At 60.5% G+C, this 19057-nt stretch carries 14 protein-coding genes; 11 read left to right on the top strand and 3 right to left on the bottom strand.

Features of this window, described 5'->3' with window-relative positions:
• The first annotated feature begins 53 nt into the window (after nt 1-53).
• On the top strand, nt 54-1499 hold the full coding sequence (locus GIV26_RS08860) for an outer membrane protein transport protein (RefSeq protein WP_181125450.1): 1446 nt from the start codon (nt 54-56) through the stop codon (nt 1497-1499).
• A 21-nt stretch (nt 1500-1520) separates the two neighbouring features.
• On the opposite strand, the gene GIV26_RS08855 is transcribed toward GIV26_RS08860, so the two are convergent.
• Nucleotides 1521-1697 (bottom strand): hypothetical protein, encoded by a 177-nt coding sequence (locus tag GIV26_RS08855; RefSeq protein WP_236280112.1) that lies wholly within the window; start codon nt 1695-1697, stop codon nt 1521-1523.
• 15 nt (nt 1698-1712) lie between these two features.
• Here GIV26_RS08855 and GIV26_RS08850 point away from each other — a divergent pair, with 15 nt between their 5' ends.
• The 5 genes from GIV26_RS08850 to GIV26_RS08830 all read left to right on the top strand — a co-directional run bounded on the left by GIV26_RS08850 (nt 1713) and on the right by GIV26_RS08830 (nt 9718).
• On the top strand, nt 1713-4223 hold the full coding sequence (locus tag GIV26_RS08850) for an acyl-CoA dehydrogenase (RefSeq protein WP_236280110.1): 2511 nt from the start codon (nt 1713-1715) through the stop codon (nt 4221-4223).
• 227 nt (nt 4224-4450) lie between these two features.
• On the top strand, nt 4451-5794 hold the full coding sequence (locus tag GIV26_RS08845; protein WP_236280108.1) for a 3-oxoacyl-ACP reductase: 1344 nt from the start codon (nt 4451-4453) through the stop codon (nt 5792-5794).
• Nucleotides 5795-5797: 3 nt separating this feature from the next.
• Nucleotides 5798-6688, top strand: coding sequence for a MaoC/PaaZ C-terminal domain-containing protein (locus tag GIV26_RS08840; RefSeq protein ID WP_236280106.1), 891 nt, complete (start codon nt 5798-5800; stop codon nt 6686-6688).
• The gene (locus tag GIV26_RS08835; protein ID WP_236280104.1) at nt 6685-7983 is read left to right on the top strand and encodes an acetyl-CoA C-acetyltransferase; all 1299 of its coding nucleotides are present in this window, start codon (nt 6685-6687) and stop codon (nt 7981-7983) included. The genes GIV26_RS08840 and GIV26_RS08835 overlap by 4 nt, the downstream gene beginning before the upstream one ends.
• 31 nt (nt 7984-8014) lie before the next feature.
• Nucleotides 8015-9718: an AMP-binding protein gene (locus GIV26_RS08830; RefSeq protein ID WP_236280102.1), complete on the top strand. Its 1704-nt coding sequence runs from the start codon at nt 8015-8017 to the stop codon at nt 9716-9718.
• A gap of 113 nt (nt 9719-9831) precedes the next feature.
• Here the strand turns inward: GIV26_RS08830 and GIV26_RS08825 are convergent, their stop codons facing one another.
• Nucleotides 9832-10947: a Gfo/Idh/MocA family protein gene (locus GIV26_RS08825; protein ID WP_089041829.1), complete on the bottom strand. Its 1116-nt coding sequence runs from the start codon at nt 10945-10947 to the stop codon at nt 9832-9834.
• A gap of 431 nt (nt 10948-11378) precedes the next feature.
• Here GIV26_RS08825 and GIV26_RS08820 point away from each other — a divergent pair, with 431 nt between their 5' ends.
• From GIV26_RS08820 to GIV26_RS08800, 5 genes are all read left to right on the top strand, one after another.
• Entirely contained in the window at nt 11379-12416 is a 1038-nt protein-coding gene (locus GIV26_RS08820; protein ID WP_236280248.1) for a WD40/YVTN/BNR-like repeat-containing protein, read from the top strand.
• Nucleotides 12417-12434: 18 nt separating this feature from the next.
• On the top strand, nt 12435-14810 hold the full coding sequence (locus GIV26_RS08815) for an efflux RND transporter permease subunit (protein ID WP_057974813.1): 2376 nt from the start codon (nt 12435-12437) through the stop codon (nt 14808-14810).
• A 490-nt stretch (nt 14811-15300) separates the two neighbouring features.
• Nucleotides 15301-15588 (top strand): DUF5629 family protein, encoded by a 288-nt coding sequence (locus GIV26_RS08810; RefSeq protein ID WP_034126034.1) that lies wholly within the window; start codon nt 15301-15303, stop codon nt 15586-15588.
• On the top strand, nt 15578-16750 hold the full coding sequence (locus GIV26_RS08805; protein WP_054922650.1) for a lactonase family protein: 1173 nt from the start codon (nt 15578-15580) through the stop codon (nt 16748-16750). Before GIV26_RS08810 ends, GIV26_RS08805 begins: the two co-directional genes overlap by 11 nt.
• Nucleotides 16751-16906: 156 nt before the next feature.
• Nucleotides 16907-17086, top strand: a complete 180-nt coding sequence (locus GIV26_RS08800; RefSeq protein ID WP_034126032.1) for a hypothetical protein — start codon at nt 16907-16909, stop codon at nt 17084-17086.
• Between the two features lie 57 nt (nt 17087-17143).
• Here the strand turns inward: GIV26_RS08800 and GIV26_RS08795 are convergent, their stop codons facing one another.
• On the bottom strand, nt 17144-18703 hold the full coding sequence (locus GIV26_RS08795; RefSeq protein ID WP_236280100.1) for a hypothetical protein: 1560 nt from the start codon (nt 18701-18703) through the stop codon (nt 17144-17146).
• Nucleotides 18704-19057: the final 354 nt, after the last annotated feature.

The raw sequence follows: 19057 nt of genomic DNA, 5'->3' as shown, positions 1-19057 counted from the left end.
GGCCACACGACCCACCGGCAGGGGCCGGGCGAAATAATAATAAGGAGCAGCGCATGAATAATAAGAAACAACACGCTCACACGTTACTGGGGTTGGCGCTGTTGGGAGGCTTGTTGACCACAGGAAATGTGCAGGCGGGCGGCTTTTCCACGCCAACCTACGGTGCGCCTGGCTGGGGGCGCGCGTTTGGTGGCGGTTCATTGTTCAAGAACGACCCCAGTGCCGCGTACAACAACCCGGCGGCCATGGCGTTCATCGATTCAACCATCGTGCAGCAGACCGTCGATTACGCCCGGATCAAGATCAAATATTCTGGCCAGGCGTATGACCATAACGGTAACCCGGTGACCAATACGCCGGTGCTGGATGATCAGGGCAACCTGGGCGATCCGACGCTGAATACGAATAATGGCGGCCAGGGTGGTTTCACCGCATGGCTACCTACTGGCTTTATGGTCATGCCCATCGGCGACCGTTTTGCTTTTGGCCTGAGCCAAGTCGTACCGCAAGGCATGAAAAGTACGTGGAACGAAAACTCTAAGCTGCGAGATTTCGCCGTTGACACCAAGATCGAGACCATTGGCCTGACAGGCTCCTTGTCATTCAAGGTCAATGATGAGTTTTCCGTCGGTGCCGGTGCCATCGTTCAACGTAGCCAAGGGAACGTCAGCCAGAACGTTGACCTGTTGGCTGCTGCGGATGTCTCTCCCGGTCTGGGAGGCACCGGTTTTCCGACCGGCGTCGGGCATTCCTTGATACGCGTGAAAGTCGACAATATCTCAGTGGGCTGGTTTGGCGGCGTGGTTTGGAAGCCGACAGCGCAAGACACGCTGGGCGTGAATTATCACGCCAAGATCAAAAACAAGATGACGGGCAAGTACGACGTTTATACAGACGCGATTGGCCGTAACGCGATGACCAACCCGATTGGTCCGAACGGCGAAACGCTGGTTGAAATGGCCTACCCTGGTCTCAAACTGTTCCCGGATGGCGCGCATGCCAGTGCTCAATTGGATATCCCGGCGACGGCGGCGATTGACTGGGTCCACCAGTTCAATGATCGCTGGACGCTGGGCGTGAGTGCCCAGTGGACAGAGTGGTCCTCGTTCAAGGACCTCACGCTCAAGTCACAAGGCTCGACCATCGTTGCCATACCCTACAACTACAAGAACGCGTGGATGACTTCTATCGGCGGCGACTACAAAGCGACCGACGAACTCACCCTGCGTGCCGGCGTGGCTTACGACCAGACACCGACCCGAAACTCCACCCGTGACCCTCGGATCCCCGACGGGGATCGCTACTTCCTTGCGTTCGGTGCAGGTTATGACATCAAGGCGGTACCAGGCCTGTCGGTGGATGCCGCCTACTCGCACCAGTTTGTCGAAAAGGTCAATCTGAAGACCAAGAACGTTGACCGCCTTGGAGGCGCGCAGCTGGACGGCAAAGCTGAATCCTCAGGTGACGTGGTCAGCCTGTCGGCGACTTATAAGTTCTGAGGCGCGTGCAAGGCAGGGCACTCAGCGCATCTGGAGGCCTTGCCATGGCTGTTGTTTTCGGCGACGTGCGTTGATTCCTTCTTTCGTCAGGCTGACCCGGTCAGCCAATTTTTTCGGCAAGGAATTAAATAAAAATTTCAAAACAAAATTTGAATTAATGATTTGAAGTTTGTAGTGTGGTTTCACGTCCTGAATCAAGTAGAGGTCTCCCCCATGCTTATCTGGTTATTGGTGGGTATCGCAGCAGCGATTGCCCTGGCTTACCGACAAGCCGCTGCCGCCCTGTGGCTAAGCGCCGGCATCCTCTGGCTGGCGGTTGGTTACCTGTTCAGCGCAGTGGCTGTGCCAGGCATTGCCCTGGCGGCAGTGTTGGTGGTGCTGCCCGCCTTGGTGCTGGCAATCAAACCCCTGCGCCGCAAGCTGCTGACCACCAAGGCCTTGGGCCTGTTTCGTACAATCATGCCGGCGATGTCCGATACCGAGCGTGCGGCCATCGAGTCCGGCACGGTGTGGTGGGATGCCGAGCTGTTCAGCGGCAAGCCCGACTGGCAGCGTCTGCTGCAAGCCGCGCCGGCCAGCCTGAGCGCGGAGGAGCAAGCCTTCCTCGACAACGAAGTCGAAACCCTGTGCGACATCGCCAACGACTGGGAAACCACGCAGGTCTGGCAGGACATGTCCCCCGAAGGCTGGCAGTACACCAAGGATGCCGGGTTCCTCGGCATGATCATTCCCAAGCAGTACGGCGGCAAAGGCTTCTCCCACTACGCCCATTCCCAGGTGGTGATGAAGCTGTCGACACGCTGCTCGGCGGCAGCGATTTCGGTGATGGTCCCCAATTCCCTGGGCCCGGCCGAGCTGCTGCTGCATTACGGCACCGACGCCCAGCGCAACTACTACCTGCCGCGCCTGGCACGCGGTGACGACATTCCGTGTTTCGCCCTGACCAGCCCTTATGCCGGCTCGGATGCAGGCGCGATCCCCGACCTGGGCATTGTCTGCAAAGGCATGCATGAGGGCGAGGAAGTACTGGGTTTCAAAGTGACCTGGGACAAGCGCTACATCACCCTCGGCCCGATTGCCACGGTGCTGGGCCTGGCGTTCCGCGCCGAAGACCCGCAGGGCTTGCTTGGCGCGCCAGGTTCCCTGGGCATTACCTGTGCGTTGATCCCCACCTCCCATCCGGGGGTAAACAGCGGCCGGCGTCACTGGCCGTTGAATGCGGTTTTCCAGAATGGCCCAACCACCGGCAAGGATGTGTTCATTCCCTTGGAGTGGGTGATCGGCGGCCGCGAACAAATCGGCAACGGTTGGCGCATGTTGATGGAGTGCCTGGCGGCAGGTCGGGCGATTTCCCTGCCTTCGGCCAACGTCGGCCTGGGTAAAGTGGCGGTGCGCGGTACCACAGCCTATGCGGCGATGCGCAAGCAATTCGGCCTGCCCATCGGCAAGTTCGAAGGTGTACAGGCGCCGCTGGCGCGCATGGCCGGGCATCTGTATGCCTGTGATGCGGTGCGCAAGGTGTCGGTGGCATCCCTGGACGCCGGCGAGAAACCGTCGGTGATCTCGGCCATTGCCAAGTACCACGTCACAGAGCGGGCGCGCATCATCGTCAACGACGGCATGGACATCGTCGCCGGCAAAGGCATCTGCATGGGCCCCAATAACTTCCTCGCCCGTGCCTACCAGCAAAGTCCCATCGCCATTACGGTGGAGGGCGCGAACATCATGACCCGATGCCTGATCATCTTTGGCCAGGGCTTGATTCGTTGCCATCCCTACGTGTTCCGCGAGATGGAGGCGGCGCACAACCCCGACCGGCGCAAGGCACTGGAAGACTTCGACAGCGCAATGTTTGGCCATGTGAGTTTTGTAGTAGCCAACACCGTACGCGCAGCGGTGCATGCCGTGACCGGCGGGCGCCTGATTGCGGCCCCGGCCAAGACCGACCCGGCGCTGGCTGCCTACTACCGCCAGGCCAATCGGCTGTCGGTGGTGCTGGCGCTGATCTCGGATATCTCCATGGGCGTGCTGGGCGGTGCCCTCAAGCGCAAGGAAAGTATTACCGGGCGCCTGGGGGATATTTTGTCGCAGCTGTACATCCTGTCTTGCGTGCTCAAGCGCTTCGAGGATGACGGTAGGCCCCAGGCGGACTTGCCGCTGGTGCACTGGGCGGCCCAGGACGCCTTGTTGCGCGCCCACGAAGCCTTGGCCGAAGTGCTCGACAACTACCCTTCAAAACCCGCAGCAGCAGTAGTGCGCACCTTGAGCTTTCCGTTTGGCATCCCGCTGCGCAAACCGTCGGACCGCCTGTTGGCGCAGGTGGCGGAGGTGGTGCAGACCCCTGGCGAGACCCGCGACCGTTTGCTGGCCAACTCCTACATCCCACGTGCGGAAGTCGACAAGCTGGCCTACGGCGAATTGGGTTTCCGTTTGCTGCCCCAAGTGGAGCTGATCGAGGCGCGGCTCAAGCCCGCCATCAAGCAAGGTCTGCTCGGCCCGCTGCCGATTTCTGCCACGGCCTTCACCGATTGGCGCGTGAAGTCGCGGGCGCTGGATTTGATCAGCGACGACGAAGACGCCTTGCTGGCGCGCTATGTGGAATACGCCGACCACGGTATCCAGGTGGACGACTTTCCCCAGGACTTTGGTTTGCTGGAGGCTCTGCAGCAGCGTAAGCAGGCGCTCGAGCCGGTGGCCAAACGGCGCAGCGTCCCGGTCAATTAAGAGAAAACCCGGTCCACAGGTGGGAACTGCTTGCCTTGAATACCAGGCAGAAGGCTTTTTGTAGGAGCGAGCTTGCTCGCGAAGAACTCACAGGCGCCGCGTTGATTCAGGAAGCCAGCGTTATCGTTGACGTTTTTCGCGAGCAAGCTCGCTCCTACAGAGGGCGATCCAGTTCCCCACATTTGACCGGTTTATCAGGCAAGAACTGTGTTGTGAGTGGACTCCTTATGAGTGACAGCTACCTTTCGTTCGTCAATTCTCCCTGGGGCCGGCGTCTGGCCCAGGCGGTCGGCTTGCCGCAACCCTTGCCCCTGCAACGGCATCGCAGCGGCCAGGCCGGCCTGGCTAATCCTGTGATCATCGCCGGGGCAGGGCGCCTGGTGGCCTCGGTGCAGCGCGTGTTCAGCGCCACCGACACCGTCGCCGCGAGCCCGGCGACGCTCAAGGCACCGTCCACGGTCAAGGTGCAAGGCGCGGTGTTCGACGCCAGCGGCGTGGCCGACCTGCAACAGTTGGATGAGCTCTACCTGTTCTTTCACAGCAATGCCAAGCGCCTCGGCCAGCATGGCCGAGTAGTGGTGCTCGGAACGGCACCCGAGCATTGCGACGACTTGCCCCAGGCCATCGCCCAACGCGCCCTTGAAGGCTTGGTGCGTTCGCTGGCCAAGGAACTGCGCCGCGCGATCACCGTGCAACTGCTGTACGTGGCGCCGGGCGCGGAAGACGCGCTGGACAGCAGCCTGGGGTTTTTCCTGTCGCGCCGTTCCGCCTATGTCTCGGGGCAGGTGGTGCGCCTGGAAAAACCGGTCGATGGCCACGCCGCCATCAACTGGGACAAACCCTTTGCCGGCAAACGTGCCCTGGTCACCGGCGCCTCCCGTGGCATCGGCCTGGCGATTGCCCAGGTGCTGGCGCGCGACGGTGCCCATGTGGTGTGTGTGGACGTGCCCCAGGCCCAGGAAGCCTTGCAGCAGGCGGCGACCAGCGTGAGCGGTTCGGCGTTGCCCCTGGATATCACCGCCGCCGACACCGCCGCGCTGTTGCAAACCCACGTCAGCCAATACGGCGCCTTTGATGTGGTGGTGCACAACGCCGGCATCACCCGCGACAAGACCATCGCCAAAATGACCGAGGGCGCCTGGCGCAGTGTGCTGGCGGTCAATCTCGAAGCGCCGTGGCAGCTCAGTGAGGCCTTGCTCGACAGTCAGGGTTTGAACCCTGGTGGGCGCATTGTGTGCGTGTCGTCGATTTCCGGTATCGCCGGCAACCTGGGGCAGAGCAACTACGCCACGTCCAAGGCCGGTGTGATAGGCCTGGTACAGGGCCTGGCACCGCGTGCGGCAGCCCGGCAGGTCACGGTGAACGCGGTGGCGCCCGGCTTTATCGAGACCCAGATGACCGCGAAGATCCCGCTGATGATCCGCGAAGCGGGGCGGCGCATGAATTCGTTGTCCCAGGGCGGGCAACCCATCGACGTGGCCGAGACCATCGCCTGGCTGGCGCATCCGGCGTCGGGCGGCGTCAATGGCCAGGTGGTGCGGGTGTGCGGCCAAAGCCTGTTGGGAGCCTGACCGATGGACTACGTGACGCAGATTATCGACCCACCGCCGTCGCGCACGCAGTTGTTGCTCGACGGCCTGCGCGCCTTGCGCAAACCCAAGCCCGACGGTGCGCCGCCATTGCCCACCGCACGCCTGGTGCGCAGCGCGGTGGAGCTTTCGTCGGCCGGTATCGCCGCTTACTCACGGGCGTGTGGTTTTCGTCGCGAGCAGGGCGTGCCATTGTCCTATCCCCATGTGCTGGCGTTCCCACTGCACCTCATGCTGCTGACTCGGCCAAGCTTTCCGTACCCGGCCAGTGGCATGGTGCACCTGGCCAATCGTATTCGTCAGCACCAGCGCTTGTACGAGGGGCAGGCGTTGCGCCTGGAGGTGTATTGCGAGCGCTGGGTGGCCCATCCCAAAGGGCAGGCGTTGAGCATTGCTACCCGTGCCTACAGCCAGGAAACCCTGGTGTGGGAAAGCGATAGCCTGTATTTGCGCCGTGACGTCAGCAATCCGGTGGGTGAACCCTGGAATGACCCTCTGCCACTGCAGGAAGACGGTCTGTTACGCACCCAGCGCTGGGTACTGCCCGCCGACCTGGGGCGACGCTTTGCCAAGGTCTCGGGGGATTTCAATCCCATTCACACGTCGGTCATCGGTGCCAGGCTCTTCGGCTTTCGTCGCGCCATCGCCCATGGCATGTGGACCCTGGGCCGCGCATTGGCAGCGCAACAGCCGCCCGGTGGCCTGGACCAGGCCGAGGCACATTGCGACTTCAAATTGCCGATCTTCCTGCCCGGCCAGGTCGCCCTGTGGCGCCACCCCGTGAGCGGGCCACGGCGCGAGTTCGAAGTGCGCAATTTTGTCGGGGACAAGCCCCATATGCGCGGGCTATTCATTTGGAAAGAGAGCCAGCAATGAGTGATTACAGTTTTACCCCAGCCCCGACCCGCCGCGTGGCGATTATCGGCGGCAACCGTATTCCATTTGCGCGCTCCAACACGGTGTATGCCCACGACAGTAACCAGGACCTGCTGGTCGCCGCCCTGCAAGGATTGGTGGATCGCTACAACCTGCACGGCCAACGCCTGGGTGAGTTTGCCGCCGGAGCGGTGATCAAGCACTCGCGGGATTTCAACCTGGCCCGCGAGGCGCTGTTGTCCACCACGTTGTCTGCGCAAACCCCTGCCTATGATGTGCAACAAGCCTGTGGCACAGGGCTTGAAGCTGCGCTGCTGGTGGCGAATAAAGTCGCCCTCGGCCAGATCGAAGTGGGCGTTGCCGGTGGTGCCGACACCACCTCCGACGCGCCCATTGGCATCAACGAATCCTTGCGCCATACCTTGCTCGCGGCCAATCGCGCCAAAAGCCTGGGCGACAAGCTCAAGGCCTTGATGAAAGTGCGCCCATCGATGCTGTTCAAACCATTGCTGCCGCGCAATGGCGAGCCGCGCACCGGGCTGTCCATGGGCGAGCACTGCGAAGAAATGGCCAAGCGCTGGCAGATCAAACGCCTGGCCCAGGACGAGCTGACCCTCACCAGCCACCAGCGCCTGGATGCGGCTTATAAACGTGGCTTCTTCGACGACCTGATCAGCCCCCACCGCGGCTTGGCCCGTGACAACAACTTGCGTGCCGATATCAGCCTGGAAAAGCTCGCCGGCTTGTCGCCGGCCTTCGACCGCCAGAACGGCACGCTCACCGCCGGCAACTCCACGCCCCTGACCGATGGCGCCTCGGTGGTGCTGCTGGCCAGTGAAGAATGGGCCGCCGCCCATGGCTGGCCGGTGTTGGCCTACTTGCGCACGGGCGAAACGGCTGCGGTGAATTTTGTCGACGGCACCGAGGGCCTGCTGATGGCGCCGGCTTACGCCGTGCCACGCATGCTTGCGCGGGAAGGCTTGAGGTTTGCCGACTTCGATTTCTTCGAGATCCACGAAGCGTTCGCCGCCCAGGTGCTGTGCACGCTCAAGGCCTGGGAAGACCCGCAGTATTGCCGCGAGCGACTCGGCCTTGACGCCCCCCTGGGCGCCATCGACCGGGCCAAGATGAACGTCAACGGCGGCTCACTGGGTTGCGGCCATCCCTTTGCGGCCACCGGTGGCCGGCAGCTGGCGGCGCTGGCCAAGGCTATCCATGAACGCGGTGGCGGTCGCGGCCTGATCTCGATCTGCGCGGCGGGTGGGTTGGGCATCACCGCCATCGTCGAAAAGTAGCGCTATCAAAAACAACAATAAGGACACTGCGATGAACGCGATCAGCCTGGAACACACCGAACGCATCTGGTTGAACACATACCTGCCTGGCGTGCCGGCGGATATAGAGGCCGGGATTGAGGACTACCCGTCGTTGCGCGAAGTGTTCCTTGAGCACCTGGAAAAATTCCGTGAGCGGGTGGCCTACGTCAGCATCGGTACTGAAATGACCTATGCCGATTGGCGCACCCAGGGCATTGCCTTTGCCGCCTGGCTGCAGGACCAGGGCGTGAAGAAGGGCGATCGCGTGGCCCTGATGATGCCCAACTGCTTGCAGTACCCGATCTGCCTGCTGGGCACGATCCTGGCCGGGGCGGTAGTGGTCAACGTCAACCCGTTGTATACCGCCCACGAGCTCAAGCACCTACTCAAGGACAGTGGCGCCGAAACCGTGGTGATCTTCGAAAACTTCGCGCATACCCTGGAAAAAGCCATGGTCGGCAGCAGCGTCAAGCGTGTGGTGGTCGCGGCGATCGGTGACTTGCTGGGCACCTTCAAGGGCGCGGCAATGAACTTCATCCTGCGCAGCGTGCAGAAGCAGGTACCAGCCTTCAGGCTGCCCGGTTCGCTGCGTTTCAACCAAGTGCTTAAACAGGGCAGGGCCATGCACCATTTACCGGTCAGCCTGCACCGCGATGAACTGGCCTTTCTGCAATACACCGGCGGCACCACCGGCGATGCCAAGGGCGTGATGCTCAGCCATCGCAATATCATTGCCAACCTGCTGCAAGCCAAGGCCTGGGTCGGTGATCAGTTAAACCTGCACAAGCAGGAAACCAACGTGACCTTGCTGCCGCTGTACCACATCTTCTCACTGACGGTGAACTGCCTGATGTTCATGTGCCTGGGCGGGCGCAATATCCTCATCGCCAACCCTCGGGACGTGAAGCGCGTGCAGATGATCCTGCGCAAGGAACGCTTCAATGGCATCGCCGGGGTGAACACGCTGTTCAATGGCTTGCTGGAAAACAAGGAGTTCTGTGCACGGGACTTTTCCGACCTGCGCCTGGTGATTGCTGGCGGCATGGCCACCCACACCGCGGTGGCCAAGCGCTGGAAGGAAGTAACCGGGCTGCCGATCATCGAAGGCTACGGGCTGACCGAATGCTCGCCCGTGGTGAGCATCAGCCCTATTGATATTTCCCGCATGCGCGAGATGGAATTCACCGGCAGCATTGGCGTTCCATTGCCCTCTACCTGGGTGCGCTTCGTACGCGAAGACGGCGAACTGGCGGATATCGGCGAGCAGGGCGAGTTGCAAGTACGTGGCCCGCAAGTGATGCAGGGCTACTGGCAACGGCCGAAGGAAACCGCTGAGGTGCTGGATGCCGAGGGCTGGTTGTCCACCGGGGACATCGGCGTGATGGACGCACGCGGGTATATCCGCCTGGTGGACCGCAAGAAGGACATGATCCTGGTCTCGGGCTTCAACGTGTACCCCAATGAAATCGAGGACGTGGTGGCCATGCACCCTGGGGTTGCTGAAGTGGCGGCCATTGGGGTCGAAGACCCAGTGACCGGGGAGAAGGTCAAGATCATCGTCGTGCGCAAGGACCCGACCCTGACCCAGGAGCAGATTCTTGCTCACTGCCGGGAGTACCTGACGGGGTACAAGCTGCCAAAGTATGTGGAGTTTCGCACCACGGAACTGCCCAAGACCACGGTGGGCAAAGTGCTGCGCCGGGCCTTGCGCTGATTGAATGGTTCAGATAACCAAATGTGGGAGCGGGCTTGCTCGCGAATGCGGCGGTTCAGGCACTGAAGGTGCCGACTGACACAGCGTATTCGCGAGCAAGCCCGCTCCCACTTTTAAACCGTGTCCACTTTGACCCAGCGTTCCTCAAGGGCGGCCACTCGAATCGCCGTCGCCAACCGCTCCACCTCCCACGCCGCCTCAAAGTCCGTCCCCTGGGCCCCTTGGCCGGCCAGCGCCATGATCAACTCCTGCACTTCCAACGTCTTCAACTCGTTGTAGCCCAACTGATGCCCCGCCGCCGGGCTGAATGCCGCATAGCCGGGCAGGGCGGGGCCAGCCAGCAGGCGCTGGAAGCCGTCCTGGCCGATGCGGTACAGGCGCAGTTCATTCAAGCGTTCCTGGTCAAACGCCAGCGTGCCTTGGGTGCCGCTGATCTCGAAACTCAGATGGTTTTTGTAGCCGTGCTTGAGCCAACTGCTGCTCACCGTGCCACGGGCGCCGTTGGCGAAGCGCAACAGGGCATGCACCTGGTCATCCACGGCAATGGCTTTTGAGGTTGGGCTGCCGGCGGTGGCGGGGCGTTGGTTGTGCACGGTCTGGGTATCGGCACAGACATGGGTCACGTCGCCCACCAGGTAGCGGGCCATTGACAGCAAATGGCTGCCCAGGTCAGCCAGGGCGCCGCCAGCATGCTCCACTTCGCAGCGCCACGACCAAGGGGAGGCCGGGTCCGCCATGAAGTCTTCGCTGAACTCACCTTGGAAACTGATGATCTGGCCCAGTTCGCCCTGGGCAATCATCTGCCGGGCCAGCACGATCATGGGGTTGTGCTGGTAGTTATAGCCGACACGCGTCACCACCCCGGCGGTATGGGCTGCGCGGCGCATGGCGTCGGCTTGTTCGAGGCTGACGGCCAGGGGTTTCTCGCAATACACGGCTTTGCCGGCCGCAATCGCGGCCATGGCCATGGGGTAATGCAAATGGTTGGGGGTGGTGATGGCCACGACGTCGACCTTTGGGTCGTTGATCAGCGCTTGCCAGTCACCATGGGCCTGGGCAAACCCCCAGGCGCTGGCGCAACGCTGGGCGCGTTCGGTGTCGGCATCGGCCAGGGCGGCCAGCTTGAGCTGCACCGGCAGTTCAAATACCGCCCGGGCGTTGTTGAACGCCAGCGCGTGGGCGCGGCCCATGAAGCCTGTGCCGATCAAGCCGATTCCGAGTTCACGCATCGTCGTGGTCCTTTGGATTATTGTTTTCAGGAAGGCTATTAATGGAATAAAAATTCACTAAATTCAATAGATAGAATAAAAATTCATTTCTTCTGATCGTTCCCACGCTCCGCATGGGAATGCCGGCCGGGGCGCTCTGCGCCCCGCTGTTTGCGCGGTGAGGACGCAGAGCGTCAGGGGATGCATTCCCACGCGGAGCGTGGGAACGATCACGTGGGGCCATCATTTCAGCTGATATAGCTATATTCAGCACAGGGCCAAACGCCGCCAGTTAACAAAAGATAACGTAGCGCCGATTGTCAGACGATTCCAAAGCCCGATAGGATGGCTCCTGCTTCCTCCAGGCGCTCTAGATTGCAGGTTTCAAGGTCCTGGCAGAGAAGACGACCTAACAATAATAAATGGGAGAAAGGTCTATGAGTGAGCCTGTCATGGGTTGGGTTGTTTGCCGCCCACGCGCCGCACGCAGGGTTGCGTTGCTGGCCACAGCGCTCTCGCTGCTTGCTGGCAGCGCATTGTCGCTGCCGGTTCTGGCCGCCAGCGATACCTCCGCCGCCGCAGTCTTTGCAATTGAATCCCCCAAGGCCGCCAAAGGCTTGATGATCGACGTGGTTCACGCGGGCAAGCGCCTGGTGGCGGTCGGTGATCGGGGGCATATCCTTTATTCCGATGACCAGGGCAACACCTGGGCCCAAGCCAAAGTACCCACCCGGCAACTGCTCACGGCGGTGTTTTTCGTTGATGATCAGCACGGTTGGGCCGTCGGCCACGATGCGCAGATTCTTGCCAGTACCGATGGCGGCGCCACGTGGACCCAGCAATATCAAGACCTCAAACGCGAAGCGCCGTTGCTCGATGTGTGGTTCAACGACGCCAACCACGGCCTGGCCGTGGGCGCCTACGGTGCGTTGATCGAGACTACCGACGCCGGCAAAACCTGGAACGATGTGAGCGAGCGCCTCGACAACGAAGACCAGTACCACCTCAACGCCATTGCGCACGTCAAGGGCGCCGGCCTGTTTATCGTCGGTGAGCAAGGCAGCATGTTTCGCTCCAGCGACGACGGGCAGACCTGGGAAAAACTCGAAGGCCCCTACGAGGGTTCGCTGTTTGGCGTGATCAGCACCGCACAGCCGCAAACCCTGCTGGCGTATGGGTTGCGCGGCAACCTCTACCGCTCCACTGATTTCGGCAGCACTTGGGAACAGGTCCAATTGAACGCAGCGCGTGGTGCGTTGGAGTTTGGCCTGTCGGGGGCGACCTTGCTGGAGGACGGTTCCATTGTTGTGGTCGGCAACGGCGGCAGCGTGGTGGTCAGCCATGACAACGGCCAGACCTTCAGTGTGTTCAATCGCCCGGACCGTATTTCACTCTCGGCGGTCACGGCGGCCGGCAATGGCAATTTGATCCTCGCGGGGCAGGGTGGCATGCGGGTTGCCACATCGGCCGGCGCAGAGCTCTCACAATAATAAGAAGGCGGGGATTCAATGAGCAGTCATCACAACGATAAAGCGACCTTTCTTGAGCGTCTGATCTTCAACAATCGCCCGGCGGTGATCGTCATCTGCCTGCTGGTGAGCCTCTTCCTGTTCTGGCAGGCGACCTTGATTCGCCCGTCCACCAGTTTTGAAAAGATGATCCCGCTCAAGCACCCCTTCATCGAAAAAATGATGGAGCACCGCAACGATTTGGCCAACCTGGGCAACACCGTGCGTATTTCGGTGGAAGCCAAGGACGGGGACATCTTCACCAAGGAGTACATGGAGACCCTGCGCCAGATCCACGACGAGGTGTTCTACATCTCCGGTGTGGACCGCTCGGGCCTCAAGTCGCTGTGGAGCCCCAGCGTGCGCTGGACCGAGGTGACCGAAGAAGGTTTTGCCGGCGGGGAGGTCATCCCGCAGAGCTACAACGGTTCGCCGCAGAGCCTCGACCAGTTGCGCAATAACGTGCTCAAGTCCGGCCAGGTCGGGCGGCTGGTCGCCAATGACTTCAAGTCGAGCATCGTTGATATCCCGCTGTTGGAGTCCTACCCGGACCCGCAAGACCAGGGCAAGTTGCTGGCCCTGGACTACCGCAAGTTCTCCCATGAACTCGAAGACAAGATCCGCGACAAGTTCGAAACCCAGAACCCCAACGTCAAGATTCATATTGTCGGCTTTGCCAAAAAGGTCGGCGACCTGATCGATGGCCTAGTGATGGTGGTGCTGTTCTTCGGCGTTGCGTTCGTCATCACCCTGATTCTGCTGCTGTGGTTCACCAACTGCCTGCGCAGCACCATTGCGGTGTTGAGCACGACATTGGTGGCGGTGGTCTGGCAACTGGGGTTGATGCACTTCTTCGGTTTCGGACTGGACCCGTATTCGATGCTGGTGCCGTTCCTGATCTTCGCCATCGGCATTTCCCATGGCGTGCAGAAGATCAACGGCATTGCCCTGCAATCCAGCGAGGCAGACAACGCCCTCACCGCCGCGCGGCGCACCTTCCGGCAACTGTTCCTGCCGGGGATGATCGCCATTCTGGCGGATGCGGTGGGCTTCATCACGCTGCTGATCATCGACATCGGCGTGATCCGCGAACTGGCTATCGGCGCGTCCATCGGCGTGGCGGTGATCGTGTTCACTAACCTGATCCTGCTGCCGGTCGCGATTTCCTACGTGGGCATCAGCAAGCGCGCCATCGCCAAGAGCAAGAAAGACGCGAACCGCGAACATAGCTTCTGGCGCCTGCTGTCCAAATTTGCCAGCCCGAAAGTCGCGCCGGTTTCGGTGTTCCTGGCGTTGATCGCCTTTGGTGGCGGCCTCTGGTACAGCCAGAACCTGAAGATTGGCGACCTGGACCAAGGCGCACCGGAACTGCGCCCGGATTCGCGCTACAACAAGGACAACAACTTCATCATCAGCAATTACTCCACCAGCTCCGACGTGCTGGTGGTGATGGTCAAGACCAAGGCCGAAGGCTGCTCGCGCTATGAAGCCATGGCGCCCATCGACCAGTTGATGTGGAAGATGCAGAACACCGAGGGCGTGCAGTCGGCGATCTCGTTGGTGACTGTGTCCAAGCAAATGATCAAGGGCATGAACGAAGGCAACCTGAAATGGGAAACCCTGTCGCGCAACCCGGATGTGCTGAACAACTCCATCGCCCGTGCCGATGGCTTGTACAACAACAATTGCTCCCTGGCGCCGGTGCTGGTGTTCCTCAATGACCACAAGGCCGAAACCCTCGACCGCGCGGTGCATGCGGTGCAGGACTTCGCCAAGGAAAACAACAAGGACGGCCTGGAATTCATTCTCGCAGCGGGTAATGCCGGGATCGAAGCAGCCACCAACGAGGTGATCAAGGAGTCGGAACTGATCATCCTGATCCTGGTGTACCTGTGCGTGGCGACCATGTGCATGATCACCTTCCGCTCTTGGGCGGCGACCCTGTGCATCGTGTTGCCGCTGGTGCTGACCTCGGTACTGGGTAACGCACTGATGGCGTTCATGGGCATTGGCGTCAAGGTCGCAACCTTGCCGGTGGTAGCCCTGGGTGTGGGGATTGGCGTGGACTACGGCATCTACATCTACAGCCGTCTGGAAAGCTTCCTGCGTGCTGGCTTGCCGTTGCAAGAGGCGTATTACCAGACATTGAAGTCCACCGGTAAGGCCGTACTGTTCACCGGCTTGTGCCTGGCCATCGGCGTGTGCACCTGGATCTTCTCGGCCATCAAGTTCCAGGCCGACATGGGCCTGATGCTGACCTTCATGCTGCTGTGGAACATGTTCGGCGCGCTGTGGCTGTTGCCGGCGCTGGCGCGATTCCTGATCAAGCCTGAAAAGCTGGCAGGGCAGAAGGGCAACTCGTTGTTCGCACACTGATCCTGCTCCCAAAAGGCGGGAGCAGGCTTGCCTGCGATAGGCATAGGTATCTACACAACGTTGGTGCAAAGCTGGACCTGTGGCGAGGGAGCTTGCTCCCGTGACGGCCTGACAGCCGAAGCTGATCCAACTGACGCACCGTGCCAAGTGTGGGAGCTGGCTTGCCTGCGAAGACGGCCTGGCAGCCAACTGGGATGTTGGATCAGAGCGCCTACATGTCTGATACCGCAGGAATGGATATTTACCCGGTATAACTGCGTCGGCCGTCAGGCCGCCATCGCAGGCAAGCCAGCTCCCACAGTTTGATCGTGGGGGTGTCAGGTAGGCGGGCGTTGGCTGTCAGGCCGTCACGGGAGCAAGCTCCCTCGCCACAAGTTTAGCGTCGTACCGAAGTTGTAGATACCTATGCTGCGATAGCATCACCGCAGTGTTCAACCTCTAGGTTACAGCCTGGGCTATCATTGCGGCTTTCCCCAAAATGATTACTGCCATGACTGCCGACACCCTGACCTGCGTCCTTGCCACCAGCGATATGCTGATCATCAATGGGCTGCACGCTTTTGACTTCGAGCTTGATCAGCAACTGCAGATCCAAAGCATGGATGGCCGGGAACTCAAGCGTTGGACCTTCAGTCCAGAACAATTGCAGGCGGCTACCTTTGACGAGAGCTTGCAAAGCTGGTTGCTGATCAACGACGACGGTGAACACCGTCTGGTCTGCTTGAGCGCCATCCAGGGCGACAACAATAACGACGAGGACGAAGCAGATGATGCGTAAATTCTGGCCCCTGCTGATGGCAGGCAGTGTCGGTGCGATGTCGGTGCAGGCCGCACCGGCCGATATCCATGAACTGTTGGTCGGCAGCTATACGGCCGGCACCAGTGAAGGGATCTACCGCCTGCAATTCGACAGTAGCACCGGGCAGTTCAGCGGCAAGCCAGTGCTGGCGGCGAAAACCGCCAACCCTTCCTGGCTGACGATCTCCAAAGACCAGAAGCAGTTGTTTGTGGTCAATGAGAACGGCCCCGGCCAGGCAGACCCGGTGGGGCGTGTCAGCAGCTATAGCATCGACCCCCAGAACCACCAGTTGACCCTGATCAACCAGGTGCAGAGCCTGGGCAATGAGCCCACCCACTCCAGTGTGGCCGCCGATGGGCGTTACCTGTTCGTCGCCAACTATTCGGTGGTGGAAGACCCGGGTGGCAGCCTGGCGATCCTGCCGGTGGATGCCAGCGGCAAGCTGTCGGCACCGGTGCAATTGAGCGGACACCCGGCCAGCCGTGTGAACCCGGAGCGCCAGGCGTCCAACCATGTGCATTCGGTAGTGTCGTCGCCGGACGGCAAGTATGTATTCGTGCAGGACCTGGGCGCGGACAAGGTGTTTGCCTACCGCTACGACCCCAAGGCCAATCACGAACTGCCACTGACAGCGGCCGACCCGGCGTCGGTGCAGTTGCCACCGGGCAGCGGCCCGCGTCACTTGCTGTTCAGCGCGGACGGCAAACACGCCTGGCTGACCACTGAGATGAGCGCCCAGGTAGCCGTGTTCGATTACAACGACGGCAAGCTGACGCAAACCCAGTTGCTCGACTATGCCGCCGGCCAACCGGTGTCCGACAAGGCCGGTGCGGCGTTGCATGCGTCAAACGACGGCAAATTCCTGTACGTGAGCAACCGTGGCACGGCCAATCAGATGCTGGTGTTCAGCATCGATCCAGCCACCGCGCACCTCAAGGAAATCCAGCGCCGTTCTGTCGAAGGCGACCATCCGCGTGAGTTCAGCCTCGACCCTAGCGGAAAATTCCTGCTGATCGCCAACCAGAAAAGCAATGAAATTGTCGTCGTCGAGCGCGACCCCAAGACCGGCCTGCTGGGTAAAACCGTGCAGAAATTGCCGATCGATGCCCCCAGTGACCTCAAGTTCCTGGTGCGTCAATAAGCCACAGGCCCCGCACTGCGGGGCCTGAGCCTTTGTATTAATCGCAGTGATAACGGCTACTGTTTCAAAGCATTTCTAAGGTTCAACCCTCGGGCGTAAGTTGGGTTCCAAGGCCTTCCCAGGCCACCCAACCAAACGAACACAAGGGTTACCGCCATGAACTTCAATCTCTTCTCGATCATCGCTGCTTCTGCTGTTTCCGCCACTGTGGCCTTGCCTGCCGCCGCCAGCGTGGAAGTCACCGGCAAAAAATCCAATGTCACGGCTTATACTCAGAAGTACCTGCAACAGAGTGCCAACTTTTATGCGGCGCTGGATCACAAGATTCAAAACTGATTGTCGAGCGACTCAAACCCCAAGCCACTCGCGGGAGTGCCTTGGGGTTTGACGTATCTAGCTGATGGTCAACATCCGACGCAAGGATTCATTCAGGTCTATTGCGCGCGCGCGGGTGAAGCTGCTTGAGATCACGTAATAGAACTCAAAGCTGTAGCCTTTGAACTGGCGCAATTGTTCCCAGTAAAACACCTGCTTGACCGGCGCACCGACGGGCCAGGATTGGCCGACGATTTGTGTCTCGGTGTGGAGGATCACCTCGTTCAACCCTTTTACAAGTCGAAAGATCCACAGAATCTCGTCGGTGGGTTGCCGCCAGGCATAGTAGGGGCAGCGTGCGATGACATGCGCCGGGTCGTTACCGATGTGATCGTCTGGGTAGCCCTCAAGGTCCGGTGGCTCCAGGCGAACCACTGAGCCTCTGACCTCGGCGGCGGTTTTCTTGGAGTACACCTCGTAGGGCGGGCCGGACTTTCTCAATACGAAGCTGGTCTCCACTCGGCCTTCAGCGGCCATCCGTACATCCAGGTAATCGATGAACACTGAATAGACCTGACCACCTCGCCTGATCTCGACAAATTTGTGAATGATTTTGACGCCACCTTTAGGCGGGTAGATGCGGAACATCACATCATAAATATCACCCACACCGCCCACGCTAGACGGCGTGCGAACCTGCAGCTCCAGGGGGTTTTCCCCCACGACTTCAAGGTCGATATAGCCAGGTGGCCCGCCATTGACGATGACGGGGCCATCCGTCAGGTGCTGGCCCAGGTTCACCGAGACCTCCACGCTGGCCGAGCCGGGCGTCGAGACATTCCCCACCAGATCCCGCACCTCCAGCCAGACGTACCGAAGATCACTGTCGCCGGCTTCAAGCAAATCCGCATAGGTCACCAAGATCACTGTGGGCTTGAGTGCCCCCGCAATGTTTTGCGTCTTGATCACCGATCCCCAGTGAAGATCGACTTCATCGGTTGGGTTGGTGTTTGGGGGCGGCTGGAGCGTGATAGTGACGCCTTTGCTGGCGTTGCCTGGGACGATGACCGTCTCGGATACGCTGAATTTCAGTCCTGAATGCCCGGGTACTGTAGGGCCGTCGTCGTCGTCACCGGCGGGAAGGTCGGTCTTGACCAGCGTCAGCAGCGGGTAAGACCTGTCGTAGTCCGTGCCTCCGGCATAGTGGACCACATACACCAGGGCATACGGGCCGTCGGGCAGGTCCTTCTGTTCGGCGGCGAAAAAGTAGGCGTTGTTCAGCTCCTCGCCAGGTTTGAGCTGCTTGGTGGCGAGTACCGACACGGTGCCGTCGTCGAGTAGTTTACCGACCGTGATGACATCGCCCGGGGCCGCGGCCCAGCCTTTGTCTACCTGAATCGTCATGCCCGACTCAAACAACCACTTCGGGACGCCAGCGTCGTAGCCTTTGACGTTCTCACTCATGCCGGGAATGTAAAGCCGGTCGAGGTACTTGGGCGCCTTCTTTTCCTCCAGCGTCATGATGGTGTGTGATAGGGCCGGAACCTTCTGTTTGGCAGAGGCTTTGGTCTTGGTCTTTCCCTCTGCCGCTGCTGGCTTGGTCGCAGGCGCGGATGTCTGGTTTTTCTGGGCTGGCATAGCTGTTCTCCTGTTCCTGCGAAGTGTGCTGTTGGCGCTATCAAACACCTGAAACCGGGCATTGCCTACTGTCAGAATTAACAGGTACCGATCCAGGGGCATCCCGCACTACCTGTTAATTCTGACAGTAGGCACGCCGCGATTTAAGGCGTTTGATAACGGTAAGCCAACAGCGCACGACCGTGAGGACTCTCGCCATGCCCAAGGACAAAACACTTGACCCCCTGCTGCCGCCCATCGTTGTTCCGCTGATGGAACCGGCCATTGATGGTGATATCGAAGGGGCGCATGGCGGTATCGGCCTGCGGCATACCGAGGTGCCGTTGGTGGTCTACCTGATCAACCCCAAAGATG

Origin of the sequence: Pseudomonas sp. PA-1-3F, from assembly GCF_021609665.1 — a bacterium.
Taxonomy (GTDB): Bacteria; Pseudomonadota; Gammaproteobacteria; order Pseudomonadales; family Pseudomonadaceae; genus Aquipseudomonas; species Aquipseudomonas paracarnis.
This window is presented reverse-complemented; position numbering and strand designations above follow the sequence as displayed.